Annotated in this window: 20 protein-coding genes and 1 tRNA gene; 13 read left to right on the forward strand and 8 right to left on the reverse strand. The window is 66.5% G+C overall.

The genetic code is table 11. The features are described from left to right. Positions 1–243: 243 nt before the first annotated feature. A tRNA-Ser gene (locus U1H82_RS15860) sits at positions 244–333 on the reverse strand. A gap of 142 nt (positions 334–475) precedes the next feature. Here U1H82_RS15860 and U1H82_RS15865 point away from each other — a divergent pair. From U1H82_RS15865 to U1H82_RS15880, 4 genes are read left to right on the forward strand one after another with little or no spacing between them, the layout of a single operon-like run. Continuing rightward, positions 476–1,519 (forward strand): lytic murein transglycosylase, encoded by a 1,044-nt coding sequence (locus U1H82_RS15865; RefSeq protein ID WP_322965913.1) that lies wholly within the window; start codon positions 476–478, stop codon positions 1,517–1,519. Then, positions 1,503–2,195, forward strand: coding sequence for a septal ring lytic transglycosylase RlpA family protein (locus U1H82_RS15870; protein ID WP_322965914.1), 693 nt, complete (start codon positions 1,503–1,505; stop codon positions 2,193–2,195). Before U1H82_RS15865 ends, U1H82_RS15870 begins: the two co-directional genes overlap by 17 nt. A 31-nt stretch (positions 2,196–2,226) precedes the next feature. Continuing rightward, the gene (locus U1H82_RS15875; protein ID WP_322965915.1) at positions 2,227–3,399 is read left to right on the forward strand and encodes a D-alanyl-D-alanine carboxypeptidase family protein; all 1,173 of its coding nucleotides are present in this window, start codon (positions 2,227–2,229) and stop codon (positions 3,397–3,399) included. 7 nt (positions 3,400–3,406) lie between these two features. Further along, complete coding sequence (locus U1H82_RS15880) at positions 3,407–4,381, forward strand: DNA polymerase III delta subunit-related protein (protein WP_322965916.1); 975 nt, start codon at positions 3,407–3,409, stop codon at positions 4,379–4,381. Between the two features lie 119 nt (positions 4,382–4,500). Here the strand turns inward: U1H82_RS15880 and U1H82_RS15885 are convergent, their stop codons facing one another. Then, positions 4,501–5,211: an SDR family NAD(P)-dependent oxidoreductase gene (locus tag U1H82_RS15885; RefSeq protein WP_322965917.1), complete on the reverse strand. Its 711-nt coding sequence runs from the start codon at positions 5,209–5,211 to the stop codon at positions 4,501–4,503. Continuing rightward, complete coding sequence (gene purF / locus U1H82_RS15890; RefSeq protein ID WP_322965918.1) at positions 5,211–6,662, reverse strand: amidophosphoribosyltransferase; 1,452 nt, start codon at positions 6,660–6,662, stop codon at positions 5,211–5,213. The genes U1H82_RS15885 and purF overlap by 1 nt, the downstream gene beginning before the upstream one ends. A 144-nt stretch (positions 6,663–6,806) precedes the next feature. Here purF and U1H82_RS15895 point away from each other — a divergent pair, with 144 nt between their 5' ends. The 4 genes from U1H82_RS15895 to U1H82_RS15910 are packed head-to-tail and all read left to right on the forward strand — an operon-like array spanning position 6,807 to position 8,406. Further along, entirely contained in the window at positions 6,807–7,058 is a 252-nt protein-coding gene (locus U1H82_RS15895) for a DUF7218 family protein (protein ID WP_322965919.1), read from the forward strand. Between the two features lie 35 nt (positions 7,059–7,093). Then, entirely contained in the window at positions 7,094–7,456 is a 363-nt protein-coding gene (gene hisI / locus U1H82_RS15900; protein ID WP_322965921.1) for a phosphoribosyl-AMP cyclohydrolase, read from the forward strand. Further along, positions 7,453–7,962 carry a hypothetical protein gene (locus U1H82_RS15905; protein WP_322965922.1) on the forward strand — a complete coding sequence of 170 codons (510 nt, stop codon included), beginning with the start codon at positions 7,453–7,455 and terminating at the stop codon, positions 7,960–7,962. Before hisI ends, U1H82_RS15905 begins: the two co-directional genes overlap by 4 nt. Positions 7,963–7,995: 33 nt before the next feature. Beyond that, the gene (locus tag U1H82_RS15910) at positions 7,996–8,406 is read left to right on the forward strand and encodes a MerR family transcriptional regulator (protein ID WP_322965923.1); all 411 of its coding nucleotides are present in this window, start codon (positions 7,996–7,998) and stop codon (positions 8,404–8,406) included. 4 nt (positions 8,407–8,410) lie between these two features. On the opposite strand, the gene U1H82_RS15915 is transcribed toward U1H82_RS15910, so the two are convergent. The 3 genes from U1H82_RS15915 to U1H82_RS15925 are packed head-to-tail and all read right to left on the reverse strand — an operon-like array spanning position 8,411 to position 11,960. Then, positions 8,411–9,694: a cell wall hydrolase gene (locus U1H82_RS15915; RefSeq protein WP_322965924.1), complete on the reverse strand. Its 1,284-nt coding sequence runs from the start codon at positions 9,692–9,694 to the stop codon at positions 8,411–8,413. Next, positions 9,691–10,611: a cysteine synthase A gene (gene cysK, locus U1H82_RS15920; protein ID WP_322965925.1), complete on the reverse strand. Its 921-nt coding sequence runs from the start codon at positions 10,609–10,611 to the stop codon at positions 9,691–9,693. The genes U1H82_RS15915 and cysK overlap by 4 nt, the downstream gene beginning before the upstream one ends. Beyond that, a complete protein-coding gene (locus U1H82_RS15925; RefSeq protein ID WP_322965926.1) occupies positions 10,608–11,960 on the reverse strand; it encodes an MFS transporter in 1,353 nt (450 codons plus the stop codon). Before U1H82_RS15925 ends, cysK begins: the two co-directional genes overlap by 4 nt. A gap of 171 nt (positions 11,961–12,131) precedes the next feature. Here U1H82_RS15925 and pdhA point away from each other — a divergent pair, with 171 nt between their 5' ends. The 4 genes from pdhA to U1H82_RS15945 all read left to right on the forward strand — a co-directional run bounded on the left by pdhA (position 12,132) and on the right by U1H82_RS15945 (position 16,156). Continuing rightward, entirely contained in the window at positions 12,132–13,175 is a 1,044-nt protein-coding gene (gene pdhA, locus U1H82_RS15930; protein ID WP_322965927.1) for a pyruvate dehydrogenase (acetyl-transferring) E1 component subunit alpha, read from the forward strand. A gap of 1 nt (position 13,176) precedes the next feature. Further along, complete coding sequence (locus U1H82_RS15935; protein ID WP_322965928.1) at positions 13,177–14,607, forward strand: pyruvate dehydrogenase complex E1 component subunit beta; 1,431 nt, start codon at positions 13,177–13,179, stop codon at positions 14,605–14,607. Positions 14,608–14,697: 90 nt separating this feature from the next. Next, a complete protein-coding gene (locus U1H82_RS15940) occupies positions 14,698–15,390 on the forward strand; it encodes a squalene/phytoene synthase family protein (RefSeq protein WP_322965929.1) in 693 nt (230 codons plus the stop codon). 274 nt (positions 15,391–15,664) lie between these two features. Further along, positions 15,665–16,156: an EF-hand domain-containing protein gene (locus tag U1H82_RS15945; protein WP_322965930.1), complete on the forward strand. Its 492-nt coding sequence runs from the start codon at positions 15,665–15,667 to the stop codon at positions 16,154–16,156. Here the strand turns inward: U1H82_RS15945 and trmFO are convergent. After that, positions 16,065–17,459: a methylenetetrahydrofolate--tRNA-(uracil(54)-C(5))-methyltransferase (FADH(2)-oxidizing) TrmFO gene (trmFO, locus tag U1H82_RS15950; protein WP_322965932.1), complete on the reverse strand. Its 1,395-nt coding sequence runs from the start codon at positions 17,457–17,459 to the stop codon at positions 16,065–16,067. The genes U1H82_RS15945 and trmFO overlap by 92 nt on opposite strands. 74 nt (positions 17,460–17,533) lie before the next feature. On the opposite strand from trmFO, the gene U1H82_RS15955 reads away from it, so the two are divergent. After that, positions 17,534–17,968: a DUF488 domain-containing protein gene (locus U1H82_RS15955; RefSeq protein WP_322966034.1), complete on the forward strand. Its 435-nt coding sequence runs from the start codon at positions 17,534–17,536 to the stop codon at positions 17,966–17,968. 4 nt (positions 17,969–17,972) lie between these two features. Here the strand turns inward: U1H82_RS15955 and U1H82_RS15960 are convergent, their stop codons facing one another. Further along, positions 17,973–19,253: a methyl-accepting chemotaxis protein gene (locus U1H82_RS15960; RefSeq protein ID WP_322965933.1), complete on the reverse strand. Its 1,281-nt coding sequence runs from the start codon at positions 19,251–19,253 to the stop codon at positions 17,973–17,975. Positions 19,254–19,327: the final 74 nt, after the last annotated feature.

The raw sequence follows: 19,327 nt of genomic DNA on the forward strand, positions 1-19,327 counted from the left end.
TATGGTTTCGTGAACTAGCTGGCATCCCATTCTCCAATTCGCCGGGAATGGGATGCCAGGACCGTACGCTAGAGACGGTTTATCTATTGCGCATAGTCCCGGAAAGTGACGCGCGATGCCGCAAGTGTGTCGTGGCGTTCGCCGATGTTCGGGCAATCAAGCCCGGAATCGAAAGCAAAAATGGGTATGAGTGTGGGTGCCGCGCGAATGTGGCCAGTAAAGCGCAATAATAACGATGCCATATGGCGGAAGAGGTGGGATTCGAACCCACGGATGGCTTGCACCATCGCCGGTTTTCAAGACCGGTGCCTTAAACCGCTCGGCCACTCTTCCGGGGTCGCGGTGGAAGGGGCCTCTACGCCAAGCCGCTGGCTGAATCCACTGTCGATTTGAGAGCGGGCGGCGCGGCTGGACGTGCCAGCCTTGCGGTGGTGCGAGGTTCCGGCTTCGGTCCGGCTATGGCACATAGGCGTCCATGTGGGGGGACATTACCCGGCGTTTGAAGCGCCTCGCCATCGTGTCGATCTTTGCGGCTTCGGTCAGCGCGGCACCCGCCTGCGCGCAGGACGAGGCCGGGTTTCAGACCTATCTGCAACAGGTGCGCGGCACCGCGCTGGCACAAGGAGTCAGCCGTGCGACGCTGGATTCGGTGCTGCCGACGCTGACGCTCAATAGCCGCGTGATCGAGCTCGACCGCCGCCAGCCCGGCGGCCCGGCCAATAGCGGGTTCAGCCCGTTCGCGCCCTATAAGGCCGCGCATGTCGATGCCGCGCGGATCGGGCGGGGGCGCACCAAATATCTGGCGCAGCGTCCGCGCCTGTCGCGGATCGAGCGGGAGACGGGCGTCCCTGAATCAATCATGGTCGCGATCTGGGGCCATGAGACGAATTACGGCGCCTATACCGGCAATTTCGACCTGCTGCGCTCGCTGGCCAGCCTGGCCTATGAGGGGCGCCGTCGCCCGCTGTTCGAAGGCGAGTTCATCGCCGCGCTGAAGATGATGGATCGCGGCGTCACGCGCGAGCAGTTGAAGGGCAGCTGGGCCGGGGCGACCGGTAATCCGCAATTCCTGCCCTCCATCTATCTGCGGCTGGCGCGTGACGGCGATGGCGACGGGCGCGCCGATATCTGGAACAGCGAGGCCGATACGCTGGCCTCGATCGGCAATTATTTCGTCAATGCCGGATGGCGCGCGGGCCAGCCCTGGGGCTTTGCGGTGACCGTGCCTGCCGGGTTCGACCGCGCGATGGTGCGTAACCGGCTGGTCAGCCCGCGTTGCCCGCGCGTGTTCGAACGGCATAGCGGCTGGCGGACGATCGCCGAATGGCGGGCGATGGGCATCGTGCCGCAGGGCGCGGCCTGGCCCAATGACCAGGTGCTCGCCACGCTGATGGAGCCGGACGGGCAGGGAGCGACCGCCTATCTGCTGACCGGCAATTACCGGGTGATCCTGGATTACAACTGCTCGAACTTCTACGCGCTGTCAGTAGGGTTGCTGGCCGATGCGATTGCGGGCTGAGGCGATCGCGCTATGGGCGCTGGCGTTCGTTGCGCCGGTTTGGGTTGGGCCGGTTGCAGCCGCTCCGACCGAGGACGCCGCGCCCGCACGCTATGGCAAATATGACGCGACCGGCCGGGCGAGTTGGTATGGGCATGAGCTGGCCGGACGCCGCACCGCGACGGGCAAGCGATTCAATCCCGACGATGTGATGATCGCGCACCGATCACTGCCGCTCGATTCGATGGTCGAGGTGACCGATGTTGACACCGGCCGCACGATCGTCGCGCGGGTCGGGGACCGGGGGCCGGGGCGCGCCGATCGGGTCGCGGACCTGTCGCTGGGCGCGGCGCGACTGCTCGGCACCAATCGCCGGGCGGTCGCCAATATCCGGCTGCGCGCGCTGACGCCGGGTCTGGACCGACCCGGATTGATCCTGGCCGGAGCGAGTGCCGTTCCGCCGGTCGCCCGCCCGATCGCGCTCGACCCGCAAGCCCGCTACCGCGTGCAGATCGCCAGCTTTTCCAGCCATGCCCGTGCGCAGGCGCTGGCCCGGCGCTTCGACGCGCGGGCGACGGCCGCCGGTCGCGTATGGCGGGTGGAACGATCGGGAATGAATGCCGAATCCGCCAAAGCGCTGCGTGACGCGGCGGTCGAGGCGGGTTATGACGACGCCCGCATCCTGCATCAGGATTGACCTCGCCCCGCCCTTTGGTCACGGAACACCCATGAAGACCCTGTACGCATCCCTCGCCGCCCCGCTCGCCCTCGTCGCGCTGGCCCATCCCTCGATCGCGGCCGCGCCGCAGTTCGACACGCCCGCGCCGGTCGCCTTCATGAAGGACCTGTCCTCGGGCGCGATTCTGTTCCAGCGGGATGCCGATCGCCGGATGCCGCCCGCCTCGATGGCGAAGATGATGACGGTCTATGTTGCCTTCGACCTCATCAAGAAGGGGCAGTTGAAGCTGAACGACATGGTCACGGTGCAGCCGGAGACCTGGAAGAAGTGGCATGGCCCGCAGGCGGGGTCGACCATGTTCCTCTCGCCGAACGAGCAGGTCAGCGTCGCCAATCTGCTCTATGGTATCGTGACGCTGTCGGGCAACGATGCCTGCGTCGTGCTGGCCGAGCATATCGCGGGCACCGAGCCGAACTTTGTCGAGCGGATGAACCGCACCGCCAAGCAGATCGGGCTGACGAATAGCCATTTCGGCACCTCGAACGGCTGGCCCGATGGCGGCGTGACCTATGTCACCGCGCGTGACCTGGCCGATCTGGCCGAACATACGATCCAGGACTTCCCGCAGCTCTACAAGCAGTTCTACTCGCGCCGCGATTTCTCGTGGGGGAAGACGATGGGCGGCAACGCCATTACCCAGGCCAACCGTGACCCGCTGCTGGGCCGCGTCGCGGGTGCCGATGGTCTGAAGACCGGCCATACCGAAGAGGCGGGTTTCGGCTTTACCGGCTCGGCGGAACAGAATGGCCGCCGTCTGGTAATGGTCGTCGCCGGGCTGAACAGCTTCGGCGCGCGGGCGGAGGAATCGGTCAAGTTCATGAACTGGGGCTTCCGCGCCTGGCAGGCCAAGCCCGTCGTCGCCAAGGGCAAGAAGGTCGCCGATGCCGAGGTCCAGATGGGATCGTCGAGCAAGGTCGGCCTGATCGCGCCGCGCCAGCTGACCGTGACGCTGCCCGCCGGTCTCGACCCCGCGATCAGCGCCAAGGTCGTCTATCAGGGCCCGATCAAGGCCCCGATCAAGGCAGGCCAGCACATCGCCGATCTGGTCGTCAGATCGCCCGACATGCCCGCCCAGCGCCTGCCGCTGGTTGCGGACAAGGACGTCGCCGAAGCGGGCTTTTTCGGCCGCGCCTGGGCCGGGCTGACCTCGCTCTTCGGTTGAGCCGTCCGTGATCCTGCCGGTCGGCAATGACGGGGCCCAGGCCGCCTTTGCCGCCGCGCTGGGGGGCGCCAAGCTTCACCATGCCTGGCTGATTGCCGGGCCTGAGGGTGTGGGCAAGGCCAGCTTCGCGCGCGCGGCGGCCACGCGGCTGCTCGCGCGGGCGAGTGGGGCGGGGGACTTGCCGCCCGGCCTCGCCGTGCCGGAGGATCATCCGACCGCCAAGTTGATGGCGGCTGGATCGCATCCCGATTTCCGGGTGATGGCGCGCCTGCCCAAGGATGCGGAAAAGCCCGATCAGGACCTCGCGCGCTCGATCACCATCGCACAGGTCCGCACGCTGCAACCGATGTTCGCGACTGCGCCCGCCATGGGACCGGCGCGGGTCGTGCTGATCGATGCGATCGACGATCTGGAGCGCGGCGGGGCCAATGCGCTGCTGAAGAACCTGGAAGAGCCGCCTGCGGGCACGGTGTTCCTGTTGGTCAGCCATGCGCCGGGGCGTCTGTTGCCGACGATCCGCTCGCGCTGCCGCCTGCTACGGTTCGAGCGGTTGAGCGACGCCGACACGGGGCGGGTCCTGCGGATGCAGCTGCCCGAGGCGGACGAGGACGAGATCGCCGCGCTGGTCGCGGTCGCGGACGGTGCGCCGGGACGGGCGCTGCGTTTTGCCGGGCTCAACATCGCCGGGCTCGACAGTGCGATCGCGCGTATCGCGGAGACAGGCGATCCCGGCAATGCCGATCGGGTCAAGCTGGCCAAGGCACTGGCGGGCAAGGCGGCGCAGGCGCGGTACGAGGCGTTTCTGGACCGGGTGCCGGCCTTCATCGCCATGCGGGCGCGCGGGCGGTCGGGGCCGGGATTGAAGGTCGCGCTGGATGCCTATGCCGCTGCGCAGGATCTGGCGGGCGCGGCACGCGGCCTATCGCTCGATGCGCAGGGGACGGTGTTCGAAATGGCGGGGATCGTCGCGACGTTGCGGTGAGGGTATATCACACCGTCATTGCGAGCATAGCGAAGCAATCTAGGGCGTCCTGATCCAACCCCGGATTGCTTCGCTACGCTCGCAATGACGGTGTTTAGCCCGTGCGGCCTTACCGATATTTAAAGACCAACCCGTTCGAAATGTCCGGGCGCGAACCCCTGGATCGCTAGCTCCAGAATGCGCGCCGCCACCGTCTCCGGGGCCTTGACCGAGGCGGGGTCTTCGCCGGGATAGGCCTTGGCGCGCATCTGGGTCCGGGTGGCGCCGGGATCGACGATCGCGGTGCGGATCGCGCTGATCTCGGACGTTTCGTCGCCATAGGCGCCAAGCAACGTCTCGAACGCCGCCTTGGACGCGCCGTAAGCGCCCCAATAGGCGCGCGGCTTGCGGGCGACCGAAGAGGTCACGCCGATTACCCGCGCGCCGCCCGAGCGGCGCAGCATCGGATCGAACGCGGCGATCATCGCGGCCTGCGCGCTGACGTTCAGGGTCAGGACGCGCGCGAACTCCTTGGCGTCGATGGCGGGCACGGCGGCCAGCGAGCCCAGCATCCCCGCGTTCAGCACCAGCACGTCGAGGGCCTGCCAGCGTTCGCCGATGGCACTCGCCAGCCGTCCGATCGACTCATTTTCCGTCAGGTCGAGCGGGGCGATGGTGGCCGAACCACCGGCGTTGAAGATCGTCTCTTCGACTTCCTCCAACCCCTTGGGGCTACGTGCCGTCAGGACGACATGCGCGCCCGCCGCCCCCAGCGCGATGGCGGTAGCCGCGCCGATGCCCCGGCTGGCACCCGTGACCAGCGCCAGCTTGCCGTCGAGCGGGCCCGCCATCAGGCGACCCGCTCGGCCAGCATCGCGAACTGGTCGACCGAGGCGGTTTCGTCATGGTCGGTCAGCGTGGTGGGATAGTCGCCGGTGAAGCAGGCGTCGCAATAGCTGGGCTTGTCGCCGCGCGCCGCGTTCAGCGCCTTGTAGAGGCCCTCGATCGAGACGAAGGACAGGCTGTCGGCATGGATAAAGTCCGTCATGCCGCCCAGGTCCAGCTTGGCGGCGAGCAGCTTGGCGCGCTCGGGCGTGTCGACGCCGTAGAAGCAGCTATGACGCGTCGGGGGCGAGGCGATGCGCATATGCACCTCCGCCGCGCCCGCCTCGCGCATCATCTGCACGATCTTGAGGCTGGTGGTGCCGCGCACGATCGAATCGTCGATCAGGACGATCTTCTTGCCCTGAATGAGCGCGCGATTGGCATTGTGCTTCAGCTTGACGCCGAGGTGGCGGACCTTGTCGCCCGGCTGGATGAAGGTGCGGCCGACATAATGCGAACGGATGATGCCCAGTTCGAACGGGATACCCGACGCCTGGGCATAGCCGATCGCGGCGGGAACGCCCGAATCGGGGACGGGGATGACCAGGTCGGCATCGACCGGCGCTTCATGGGCCAGCTGCGCGCCGATTTCCTTGCGCACCGAATAGACCGACTGGTCGCCCGCGATCGAATCGGGGCGGCTGAAATAGACCCATTCGAAGATGCAGGGACGCGCATCCACCGCCTGGAAGGGACGGATCGAGCGGATTTCGGTGCCCTGCACGATGACCAGCTCGCCCGGCTCGACCGCGCGTTCGAAGGTCGCGCCGCACACGTCGAGCGCCACCGTCTCCGACGCGAAGATCACCGCGCCGTCCAGGCGGCCCATGACGAGCGGTCGGATGCCCAGCGGATCGCGGCAGGCGATCATGCCCTCCGGCGTCATCACGATCAGCGAATAGGCGCCCTCGACCTGCTTCAGCGCGTCGATGAACCGGTCGAGCAGGGTGCGATAGTTGGAGGTGGCGACGAGGTGGATGATCGTCTCGGTATCGCTGGTCGACTGGAAGATCGAACCGCGCCGGACCAGTTCGCGCCGCAGCTTCATCGCGTTGGAAATATTGCCGTTATGCGCGATGGCGAAACCGCCGGTCGACAGGTCGGCATAAAGCGGCTGGACGTTGCGCAGCGCGGTCTCGCCGGTGGTCGAGTAGCGGACATGGCCGCAGGCGACGTCGCCCGGCAGGCTGCGGATCACGTCGTCGCGGTCGAAATTGCCCGCGACATGGCCCATCGCCCGGTGGGTATGGAACAGCGTCCCGTCGAAGCTGGTGATCCCCGCCGCTTCCTGCCCGCGATGCTGGAGCGCATGCAGGCCCAGCGCGGTCAGCGCAGCCGCGCCGTCAGCGCCGGACACACCGAAAATACCGCATTCCTCGCGGAGTTTGTCGTCGTCGAAGGGGTTGGTGGTCAGCATAAGAGAGGCGCTCGCAACGTTCGCAACTAAGGGGCAGACGGGGCGCATATAGGAACGTCGTCCGCGTTTGTCGCCTGTTTGTCATCATGGCGGGGATCATTTTCGCAAAGGCTGCGTTTCGGACCCGAAAGCAGGAGATGCCATATGGCGCGCGATCACGGGCCCCAGATCAAGGATGACGGGCTGTACGAGGAACTGCGCAAGCAGGGCGAATCCAAGGAGAAGGCGGCGCGCATCGCCAATGCCAAGGCGAAGGGCAGCCTGGACCAGAATTCCACCCATTTGGAGGACCGGACCAAGGACGCGCTGATGGACGAGGCCCGGAAGATCGGGATCGAGGGCCGGTCCAGGATGAACAAGGACGATCTCATCAAGGCGATTCGCGACCATGGGTGATTGAGGGGAGCGGCAATCCGTTCTAACGCCGCCCCATGGCCGACCACCGCGACACCGGGCTGACGCTCGACCCCAAATTCGATGCCAATGGCTTGCTGACCGCGATCGCGACCGATCGCGCCACCGGCGAATTGCTGATGGTCGCGCATATGAATGCCGAGGCGCTTGAGGCCACCCGCACCACCGGCGAGGCACATTTCTGGTCGCGCAGCCGGGCGCGGTTGTGGAAAAAGGGTGAGAGCTCCAACAATGTCCTTCGCGTCGTCGAGATGCGGATCGATTGCGATCAGGATGCGATCTGGCTGATCTGCGATCCGGCCGGACCCGCCTGCCATACCGGCGCGCGCAGCTGTTTCTTTCGGCGGATCGAGGGCGACGGGCTGGCGCCGGTCGCGTGATCGGACGGTTGGTCGTGCTGGCGACGGCGCTGCTGCTCGGCGCATGTGGCCAGGCGGGGGAGGGCGGCGACAATATGGCGGGCGACCAACTGGAGGCCGCCAGCATCGCCGCCGGACTGGTCGCCGATCCGGCGGCCGCACCGCTCGATGGCATCTGGTCGCGCGACACCGACCGGATGTGCGTGTTGCCGCTGGGCGATGCCAAGGCTGATTCAATGCGGCGGATCGGCGTCGTGCTGGATTATGGCGAGGGGCAGGGGTGCAATGCCACCGGCACGCTCGAGCGGTCGGGGGCCGCCCTGAAGATCGTGCTGGGCGCCTGTCGTTTCACCGCGCGGTTCGATGGTGACAGTATCCAGTTTCCCGCCGCGCTGCCGTCCGCCTGCCATGCCTTTTGCACCGGCCGCGCGACCCTGTCGGCGTTGAATGTCGAGCGGATCAGCGCGTCGGTGGCCGAGGCACGCACGCTGCACGGCGCAAACGGCACCGCGCTCTGCGGCGATTGACGTGCACGTAAAGGGTATTTAGCTTCGGCGATCATGACTCAGGTCGCCGCCTCCGCCGAACCTTTGCCGCGCGCCGATCGCGATGATTATTCGATCACCGAGCTGTGCACCGAATTCGGCGTGACCGCACGGGCGCTGCGCTTCTACGAGGATGAGGGGCTGATCTCGCCCCAGCGGCGCGGCACACAGCGTATCTATTCGCAGCGGGATCGCGCCCGGCTCGCCTGGATCTTGCGCGGCAAGCGGGTGGGGTTCAGCCTGGCCGATATCCGCGAGATGATCGACCTGTACGATCTGGACGATGGTCGCCGTCTTCAGCGCGAGGTGACGATCGCACGCTGCGATGCCAAGATCGCCGCCTTGCAGGCCCAGAAGCAGGACATCGACGCCGCGATCGCCGAATTGACGGACTTCGTGGCCGTCGTCCGCTCGCACCGCGATTGAGCGATCAGGGCTGTTTCGTCGTATCAGGCGGCGTGGCGGCGCTCGCGCGTCGTACACCGTTCAATTCGCCGGGCGCGGCGGGTGAGGGGCTGGCCATAGGCGTCGGAGTCGGCACGGGAGCGGGCGGGATGACCGTCAGCGTCTGGCGCTTCATGCAGCGTCCGGCGGGCATGTGAGGATAGAGTTTGCAGTTCCACAGCGTCCGCTCCAGCCCGGATGCGGTATCCCGTAGATAGCTGAACGCCATCGTCTGCATCTGGGCCGGGGTCAGCGGCACCGCCTGCGGGACAGGCCCCTCGCGCCATAGCATCACCGTGCAATGCTTGCGCTCGCCACACAGCGTCATCGCATAGGCGGGAAAGCCCTCCGGAGTCAGCCCGATGGGGAGGGGGGCGAGGAACATGTCCGGGTCGCTGGCCAGCGGGCCGGTCGTGCCGGTGGCGACGTCACCCTCGGCCAGCGCGGCCCCTGCCTGGTCGGTGGCCTTGGTTCCGGCACTATGCGCGGGCGAAAAAGGGGCCAGTGCCGCGATGACCGGCTCGCCCGCTACCAGATGTCGGTTGAAGGCGGGCGGCGTTCCCCACCAACCGGACCAGCGGAAGAACAAATGGCTGCCGACCTGCGCCACCTTGTCCAGGCTCGCCTGCCAATAGGGGACGACCCAATCGGTATGGTAATGCGTGGAATGGCCGACCGGACGGAAGACCTTGCCGTTCAATGCCATGGCCGCGATCGCGCGCGCGCGGGTCCAGGCGGCCTCGGGTGGTTGCCACTTGGTCAGCGCGCCGTCGCAGGTGAAGGTGAACTGACAGCCGGTGGTGCGCTCCTGGCCCTCGAACACCACGCCGCACACCGTCTTGGGAAAGGCGGGATGGCGAAGGCGATTGAGCACGACCTGCGCCACGGCCTGCTCGCCCTTGGCGTCGTCGCCTGCCTCGTACAGGACGCCCGCCGCCAGGCAGTCGAGCGCGCGTGCCTTGTCCTCCGGCGATCCGCGATAGACGAAGGGGCGCGCGGCCGGGTTCGGATCGGTCGAAAAGGGGATGCCCGCATTATAGGCCCGCGCTTCGTCGGGCGTCATGTCGACGAACGCGACCGGCTCGACCGGGGGCAGTTCGGCGGGCGGCACCACGCGGGGGGCAGGCCGGGTCCGCTGGACCGACCGATGCGCGCGTCGGGGAATGTCGGGTGCGTTCGCCACGATCAAAGCCGGTACGACACTGGCCGTACCGGCGATTGCGAACAGGGCCGCGCGGATGCCGCCGCGCGGCCGGGACGTGTCGCTCACTGTTCGGGCAGGAAGTCCGGCACCGACAGATACCGCTCGCCCGTGTCATAGTTGAAGCCCAGGACGCGGGTGCCATCGGGCAGGTCGGGCAGCTTTTGCAGAATCGCCGCCAGTGTCGCACCCGACGAGATGCCGACCAGGATGCCTTCCTCGGTCGCCGAGCGGCGCGCCATGTCCTTGGCGACATTGGCGTCGACCTCGATCACGCCATCGATCGCCTGGGTGTGGAGATTGGCGGGGATGAAGCCTGCGCCGATGCCCTGGATCGGGTGCGGACCCGGCTGGCCGCCTTGGATGACCGGCGAGGCGGCGGGCTCGACTGCATAGACTTTCAGATGCGGCCATTCCTTCTTGAGCGTCTCGGCGACGCCGGTGATATGGCCGCCGGTGCCGACGCCGGTGATGATGACGTCGATCGGCGAATCGCGGAAGTCGTTCAGGATTTCCTGTGCCGTGGTGCGGACATGGACATCGATATTGGCCGGGTTCTCGAACTGCTGCGGCATCCACGCGCCGGGCGTCTCGCGGACGATCTCCAGCGCGCGTTCGATCGCGCCCTTCATGCCCTTTTCCCGCGGGGTCAGGTCGAAGGTCGCGCCGTACGCCAGCATTAGGCGGCGGCGCTCGATCGACATGGACTCAGGCATGACCAGGATCAGCTTGTAACCCTTGACCGCCGCGACCATCGCCAGGCCGACGCCGGTATTGCCGCTCGTCGGCTCGACGATGGTGCCGCCGGGCTTCAGGTCGCCTCTGGCCTCCGCTGCCTCGACCATGGCGAGGGCGATTCGGTCCTTGATCGAACCGCCCGGATTGGAGCGCTCCGACTTGATCCAGACCTCCGATCCGGGGAACAGCCGCTGAATCTTGATGTGCGGCGTGTTGCCGATCGTTTCCAGGATGGTGTTGGCCTTCATGGCTTGGCTTCTCCGTGGGCAGGTTCGGTTTCGAGGATTTCAGGCGGATCAAAGGTTCGCGCGCGCCGGAGTTCCGGGAACAGCCGCGACCAGAGCAAGGTCACGCCGATCGCGCCTAGCCCGCCGAACACCACCGCGCCGACGGGGCCGAGGATCGAGGCCATGACCCCGCTCTCGAACTCGCCCAGTTCGTTGGAGGCAGAGATGGTCAGCTGCGACACCGCGCTCACCCGGCCGCGCATCGCATCGGGCGTGTTGAGCTGGATCAGCGACTGACGGACATAGACCGACACCATGTCCGCGCCGCCCGCGCAAACCAGCGCGACGAGGCTGAGCAGGAAGGCCGGATGGACGAAGATGCTGACCCCGCCCAGTCCGAGCGTCGCACTGGTCAGGCCGAGCGCACCGGTGATGTGGCTGGCGATACCGAAGGTCAGGATCGACAGGCCGAAGACGACGACCGCGATCAGCATCTTCACGCCGACATTGGAGTGCATCGGCTTGAACGAGAACCAGATGGCGGTGGTCGCCGCACCAATCCCCATGCCCGCCGCCAGCACGCCCAGCCCCTGCGACCCGACATGCAATATGTCGCGTGCATAGACCGGCAGCAGCGAGGTTGCGCCCGCCAACAGCACCGCGAACAGATCGAGCGTGATCGCCGCCTGCACCAAACGGTTGCGGCGGACATAGCTGAACCCCTCGACGATTCGGGTCAGCGGACGGCGATCGGTCTGCGCGGGCGGCTGCGGCACCGGGCCGATCAGGAAAATGCACAGCAGCGCGATGGCGAACAGCAGGGTCGCGACGCCGTAAGCGAATTCGGGATGGATCGCGTAGAGCAGGCCGCCGATGCTGGGCCCGGCGATCGTGCCGACCTGCCATGCGATCGAACTGACCGCGATCGCGGTCGGCAGGCTCTCACGCGGCACCAGATTGGGCGCGAGCGAGGAATAAGCCGGTCCCGAAAAGGCCCGCGCGATGCCGAAGGCGACGGCGGCGGTGAACAGCGCGCCGAGTGTCAGATGCCCGGACCAGGTGAGGAACCACAGCGATGCGGCGGTCAGCACCAGCAGCCCCGTCGTCGCCCGCACGATCCAGCGCCGGTCGACGCTGTCGGCGACCAGGCCGGTGATCGGGGTCAGCAGGAACAGCGGCACGAACTGCGCGAAACCGATCATGCCCAGCATGAAGGCGGCCTGGCGCACGTCCATCGTCTCACGCGCCAGATTATACACCTGCCAGCCGATGACGATCGACATGGCGGAAACGGCGATGGTCCCACTGAACCGTGACAGCCAGTAGCTGCGGAAATTGGCGATGCGGAACGGGTGAATGGGTCTATCCATAATCGGCCAGCGTTGTAGGCTTAGGGCAGCCGACAAGGCAACCGAGGCAAAGCTATCGGCGCGTAAATTCCACCTGTCCTGCTGGGAATTGTCAGGGGGAATTGAGTTTCATGACAAAGCGCGCCAATAGGCTCCCATCCTTCCCTAACGGAAACAAAGGTGTTCCCGACTGTGGCAAAAGCTCCAAGCCGTACCAGCGAGCCCCCCATCCCCAATCGGGAGCGTCCCGCCGAACCGCAACCGTTCCAGGCTACCAAGGAACAGTTGCTGGATTTCTACAAGCAGATGCTCCTGATCCGTCGCTTCGAAGAAAAGGCGGGCCAGCTCTATGGCCTCGGCCTGATCGGCGGTTTCTGCCACCTGTATATCGGCCAGGAAGCCGTGGCGGTGGGCCTGCAGTCGGCGCTCGATGGCGACAAGGATTCGGTGATCACCGGATATCGCGACCATGGCCATATGCTGGCTTACGGCATCGATCCCAAGGTCATCATGGCCGAGCTCACGGGGCGTGCCGCCGGCATCTCCAAGGGCAAGGGCGGGTCGATGCACATGTTCTCGACCGAGCATAAATTCTATGGCGGCCACGGCATCGTCGGCGCGCAGGTGTCGCTGGGCACCGGCCTGGCGTTCGGGCACAAGTACAGCAATGATGGCGGCGTCTGCCTCGCCTATTTCGGCGACGGTGCGGCCAATCAGGGCCAGGTGTACGAGAGCTTCAACATGGCCGAGCTGTGGAAGCTCCCGATCATCTTCGTGATCGAGAACAACCAATATGCCATGGGCACGGCCGTCAACCGCGCCTCGTCCGAGGATCAGCTGTATCGCCGTGGCGAGAGCTTCCGCATCCCCGGCATCCAGGTCGACGGCATGGATGTGCTGGCCTGCCGTGGCGCGGCCGAAGAGGCGTTGGCCTGGGTCCGCGCGGGCAAGGGTCCGGTGATCCTGGAGATGAAGACCTATCGCTATCGCGGTCACTCCATGTCCGACCCCGCCAAGTATCGCAGCCGCGAGGAAGTGCAGGGCGTGCGCGACAAGTCGGACCCGATCGATCACGTCAAGAAGCTGCTCGAAGCACAGGGCGTGACCGAGGCCGATCTGAAGGCCCTGGAGCAGGATATCCGCAAGCAGGTCAACGAGGCGGCCGACTTCGCCGAGCAGACCCCCGAGCCCGATGTGGCTGAACTCTACACTGAAGTGCTGGTGGAGCGTTACTGAGATGGCGATCGAGATCAAGATGCCGGCCCTGTCCCCGACGATGGAAGAGGGCACGCTCGCCAAGTGGCTGGTGAAGGAAGGCGATACGGTCAAGTCCGGCGACATCATGGCCGAGATCGAGACCGACAAGGCGACGATGGAATTCGAAGCCGTCGATGAAGGCGTGATCGCCAAGATCATGGTCGCCGAGGGCACCGACAATGTGAAGGTTGGCACCGCCATCGCGCTGCTGGCCGAAGAGGGCGAGGACGTCTCGACCGCCGCCGCGTCGGGTTCGCGTTCGGGCGATGCGGCCAATGCCGCGCCGAAGAACGAGGCGACCGATCACAACGCGCCGCCGATGCCGGAAGGTGCGGCCGCCGCCGAACAGGAAAGCGGTACCCAGAAGCTGGTCGCTAGCGCCGAGCAGGAAGCGCCCGCCTCGCCGGAAATCCCGGAAGGCACCGAGATGGTGAAGCTCACCGTCCGCGAAGCGCTGCGCGACGCGATGGCCGAGGAAATGCGCGCCGACGACCGTGTCTTCGTGATGGGCGAGGAAGTCGCCCAGTATCAGGGCGCGTACAAGGTGACGCAGGGCCTGCTAGACGAGTTCGGCGACCGCCGCGTCATCGACACGCCGATCACCGAGTACGGCTTTGCCGGTGTCGGCACGGGTGCGGCCATGGGCGGCCTGCGCCCGGTCATCGAGTTCATGACGTTCAACTTCGCCATGCAGGCGATCGACCACATCATCAACTCGGCCGCCAAGACCAACTATATGTCCGGCGGCCAGATGCGCTGCCCGATCGTGTTCCGTGGTCCCAACGGTGCCGCCAGCCGCGTCGGCGCGCAGCACTCGCAGAATTACGGCCCGTGGTACGCGAGCGTCCCCGGCCTGATCGTGATCGCGCCCTATGACGCGGCCGATGCCAAGGGCCTGCTGAAGGCGGCGATCCGCTCGGAAGACCCGGTCGTCTTCCTCGAAAACGAACTGATGTACGGCCGCTCGTTCGACGTGCCCAAGCTCGACGATTTCGTCCTGCCGATCGGCAAGGCGCGGATCATGCGCGAGGGCAAGGACGTGACCCTCGTGTCCTACTCGATCGGCGTGGGCGTCGCGCTCGAAGCCGCCGAAAAGCTGGCCGGTGAGGGCATCGACGCGGAGGTCATCGACCTGCGCACGCTGCGCCCGCTCGACACCAAGACGGTGCTGAAGTCGCTGGCCAAGACCAACCGTCTGGTCGTGGTCGAGGAAGGCTGGCCCACCTGCTCGATCGCGTCGGAAATCACCGCTGTCGTGATGGAAGAGGGCTTTGACGACCTCGACGCGCCGGTGCTGCGCGTGACCAACGAGGACGTGCCGCTGCCTTACGCCGCCAACCTCGAAAAGCTGGCGCTGGTCGACGCGAACAAGGTCGTCGCGGCGGTCAAGAAGGTCACCTATCGCGGCTAAGCCGTGAGGTAACCTTTTGGTTTGAAAGGGGCCTTCCGGGGAGCCGGGAGGCCCCTTTTTCGTGGGCGCCACCTGTGCGAATGGCAGGGGATGACCGACTCTCCTGCATCCAACACGCCGCCGCCCGCCGTCGACGCGGTGATGCGCGAACAAGCGCTGGCGGTGGGTTATGCGCCAGCAGCGGTGCGGGAGGGCTTCGCGGCGTTGCTCGACCTCGATCATCAACTCGCCTCGATCCTGCAAAGCACGACCGAGCCGATGATCGGCCAGATGCGGTTGACCTGGTGGTATGAGGCGCTGGAAAAGCTCGATCATGAGGCCGCGCCCGCGCATCCCGTGTTGCAGCGGCTGGCAGCGTCCGTGCTGCCCGGCGGTGTGCGGGGAGCGGACCTCGCGCCGATGATCGAGGGGTGGGAGGCGCTGCTCGATGATGGCACGCCGCTGGATGATGAACGGATCGCGCGCCATGCCGAGGCGCGGGGTGGCGTGTTGTTTGCGAGCGTCGGGCGGCTGTTGGGGCAATCGGGGACGGCGCCGCTGGGGGCAGGCTGGGCCAAGGCCGATCTGGCGCAGCATGTTTCCGATGATGCGACCCGTGCGCAAATCGGGGCTGCGGCTGTGTCGAACCTTGATGCGGTGCTGGCGTCGAAATCACCCAAGCCGGTTCGGGGTTTGAGCGGTTTGGCCGTTCTGGCGCGCGAAAGCCTGCGCCATCCGGATCGTCTGCCCGGCCACCCGATGCGCGCTGCGCGGTTGGCGTGGCACGGTCTGACGGGACGCTGACCAGTCGTCCCAACTTCCTACCCCGGCGAAGGCCGGGGTCCAGTTACGCTGCCTTATCGAAGGCGCTGGGCCTTTGCTTCCCAAGCGAATGAGGAGCGCGCCACCGACTTTGCGGAGACTGGACCCCGGCCTACGCCGGGGTGGAGCGAATGGGGGATGGGTCAGTCAATACCAACCCCCTTTCAGCCTGAGCGAAGTCGAAGGCCAAGGGAATCCCTTGCCGCTCATCCCCAACCCCGGTTAACCATAGTCCGTCTGACGGGGGGAGACGAAGATGTGGCGCTATCTGGCTGGTGGCTTGGGCACGCTCGTGCTGGTGGGGGCAGGTATGTTCCTGTGGGGCAGCCGCCCGGATGCTCCGTCCCCGCTTCCCGCCGCCAGCGCCGCGGCGAGCGCGCCTGCGCAAACCGCCGAGGACGACGCGCCCTTACCTGAAGCGTCGGCAAAAACCCGCGAGCAGAAGCGTTTCGACCGTTACGACAAGGACCGCGACGGCACGATCACACGCGAGGAATATCTCGCCGCGCGGCGCAAGGCCTATGCCAAGCTGGACCGCGACGGCGACGGGAAGCTGAGCTTCGACGAATGGGCGATCAAGGCCACGACCAAATTCGCCACCGCTGACCATGACAGGTCGGGCACGATGAACGCGGCCGAGTTCGCCACCACCGCCGTCAAGCGTCGACCGGCTGTTCGGCGGGACTGTCCTCCGGCACGAACGGCATCGGCTGAGGCACCGGAGGCGGCCCCGGCGGAAGAGAGTTGAGCCAGCCGGGCAGTGCCTCGCGCGCGCGGTCGGTGTACATCCGCTTGCGGTCGGCCTTCTTGGTCCTGCCGGGGATGGGCGGGAACAGGCCGAAATTGACGTTCATCGGCTGATAGGTCTCGGCCTCCGCGAGGCCCGTGATGTGGCCGAGCAGCGCGCCCAGCGCCGTCTCGACCGGCGGCGGCGCAATGATCTTACCGGTCAGCTCGGCGGCGGCGAACCGCCCGGCGAGCAGGCCGATCGCCGCGCTCTCGATATAACCCTCGCACCCGGTGATCTGGCCCGCGAAACGCAGGTTCGGCCGCGACTTCAGCCGCAAGGTCGCGTCGAGCAATTCGGGCGAGCGGATGAAGGTGTTGCGGTGCAGTCCGCCCAGCCGCGCGAACTCGGCCTTTTCCAGGCCGGGAATGGTGCGGAAGATGCGGATCTGCTCGGCATATTTCAGCTTGGTCTGGAAACCGACGATGTTCCAAAGCGTCCCCGCCGCATTGTCCTGGCGCAGTTGGACGACGGCATAGGGCCAGCGCCCGGTGCGCGGATCGTCCAGCCCGACGCCCTTCATCGGCCCGAAGCGCAGCGTCTCGACCCCGCGCTCGGCCATCACCTCGACCGGCATACAGCCGTCGAAATAGGGCGTGTCCTTTTCCCACTCGCGGAACTCGGTCTTCTCACCGTCGAGCAGCGCCTGATGGAAGGCGTAATATTGCTCCTTGTCCATCGGGCAGTTGATGTAGTCCTTGCCCGTGCCCTTGTTCCAGCGGCTCTGGAACCAGGCGACGTCCATGTCGATCGACTCGCGGTGGACGATGGGGGCGATCGCGTCGAAAAAGGCCAGCGCCTCGGCACCCGTCGCCTCACCGATGCCGCCCGCCAAGGACGGCGCGGTCAGCGGGCCGGTCGCGATGATCGCCGGCCCCTCTGGCAGCGCGTCGATGCGCTCGCGGACGATGGTGATGTTGGGATGCGCCTCAAGCGCCGCCGTCACCCCGCCCGAAAAGCCGTCACGGTCGACGGCCAGCGCCGAACCGGCGGGCACCGCATGGGTGTCCCCCTTGGCCATGATGATCGAACCGAGCGCGCGCATCTCCTGATGCAGCAGGCCGACCGCGTTGGAAGTCGCATCGTCCGACCGGAAGGAATTGGAGCATACCAGCTCGGCCAGATCGCCGCCATGATGGGCAGGCGTCGTGTCCGCCCCGCCGCGCATTTCCGACAGGCGTACCTTCAGCCCCGCCTCGGCCAGTTGCCACGCGGCTTCGGACCCGGCCAGGCCGCCGCCGATCACATGAATGTCATACGTCATCGCCGGGCTTTAGACCGGTAAACCGCCGGGTGGAAGGACTTGGCGTGACCCGTGCGGCACCCCACTTGCCCTTCATGACCACCATCTTCACCATCGGATATGAGGGCGCGACCGTCGACGGCTTTCTGGCGACGCTGAAACAGGCCGGGGTCGAGCGGCTGATCGATGTCCGGGCGCTGCCCCTGTCGCGGCGACCGGGCTTCTCCAAATCGCCGCTCGCCGCCGCGTTGAAGGAAGCTGGGATCGACTATGTCCATCTGAAGGACCTCGGCACCCCCAAGCGGGGGCGCGATGCGGCCAAGAAGGGCGATGTCGGCACGCTGCGGGAGGTGTACGACCATCAACTCGCGCTGCCCGAGGCACAGGTCGCGGCCGAACGGATGCTCGATCTGGCGCGTGACAAGCCCAGCGCCTTGCTCTGCTATGAGCGCGATCCTTGCCATTGCCACCGGACCCTGCTGCTGGAGGCGGTGGGGCAGGATATGACGGTGGTCGACCTCTACGTCTGATCGATCAGGCGACGGTCGCGACGAAGGCGGCGCTCCGGTCGCGGAGGTGCTCGATCGTTCGCTCCAGCGCTTCGGCCAGGGTCAGGAGCGATCCGGCGTCCTGATCGATCCGGGTCGCATCCTGTTGGATCTGCTGGACCTGTTGGCCGATGCGATCGGCGGAGACGACCGATTGCTCGACATTGGTCGCGATCGCGGTCGTCGCGAGCCCTTGCGCCGCGACGGCCTCGTCGATCGATTGGGAGATATTGCCGATCGCATCGACCTTGCGGTTGAGCTGCACCTGTTCGGCGACCAGCGCGTGGATATTGTCCTTCACGGCGCCGACATTGCGGGCGGCATCGCGCGCGGCTTCGCGGGTCTGTCCGGCCAGTGCCTTAACCTCGTGCGCGACGACCGCGAAGCCGCGTCCGGCTTCGCCCGCCCGCGCCGCCTCGATCGCGGCGTTCAGGGCGAGCAGATTGGTGCGCGCGGCGACATTCTCGATCAGCGATAGGAGCGTGTCGATCGTGCTGGCACCGGCGGCCAATGCCTCGGCCCGGTCGTCGGTGGCGGCGATACGGGTACGGACGGCTTCGCGAATGCTGTCCGCCTGATCCATGTCACGGGTGATATCGGCAAAGGCGGTGGCCAGGCTACGGCCCCGCGCCGCGATATCGCCGAGCGCCGCGCCGGTATCGGCCATATCCTTGGTCATCCGGTCCGCGCCGAGCATGGTTTCGCTGGCATAGCGGGCCAGATCGCTGGCCATCCGACCCATATCGCCCGTTGCACGCAGCAGCGTTTCGGTCAGCGCGGCGATGTCGGCGGTGAAGAAACGCGCGGCCTGATCGATCCGCTGGGCTCGCGCCAGACGCTCCTGCGCCAGTGCCATCTGCGCATCGGCGGCCATCCGCGCGATCCTGGCGGCCTCCAGCAACCCGACGAAAATTCCCCGCGACGTCAGGATCAGCGCGTCGGGGGCACCCCAATCGGCATGCAGCGCCAGCTTCTCGGCCAGCGGCGCATTCTCATCGCAACAGGGATGCGGGCGGATATAGGCGGTCAGGCTGGCGCCGAAATCCGGATTGTGGAGCAGCGCATGGCCAAAGGGATTGTAGAGCAGCGCCTTCACATCGCGCTCGGTGATCGCGCCGACCGGCCGCCGTTCGGCATCCAGCACGGGAAGCAGCCGCATGTCCGGATATTGCCGGAACAGCGCGATCGCGTCGATCAACGACGCATCGGTCGCGATCGCCGGACTTTCGCCATCGGCTGTCCAGGATGAGAAAACGGGCGGCTTCATGGCCGCCCGTTTTAGAAGGAGAGCGTAAAGGCGGTGTTAGGAATAGGTGACGTTTCGATGACGAAACATCCTTC

Source organism: Sphingomonas fuzhouensis (assembly GCF_034659795.1).
Taxonomy (GTDB): Bacteria; Pseudomonadota; Alphaproteobacteria; order Sphingomonadales; family Sphingomonadaceae; genus Sphingomonas; species Sphingomonas fuzhouensis.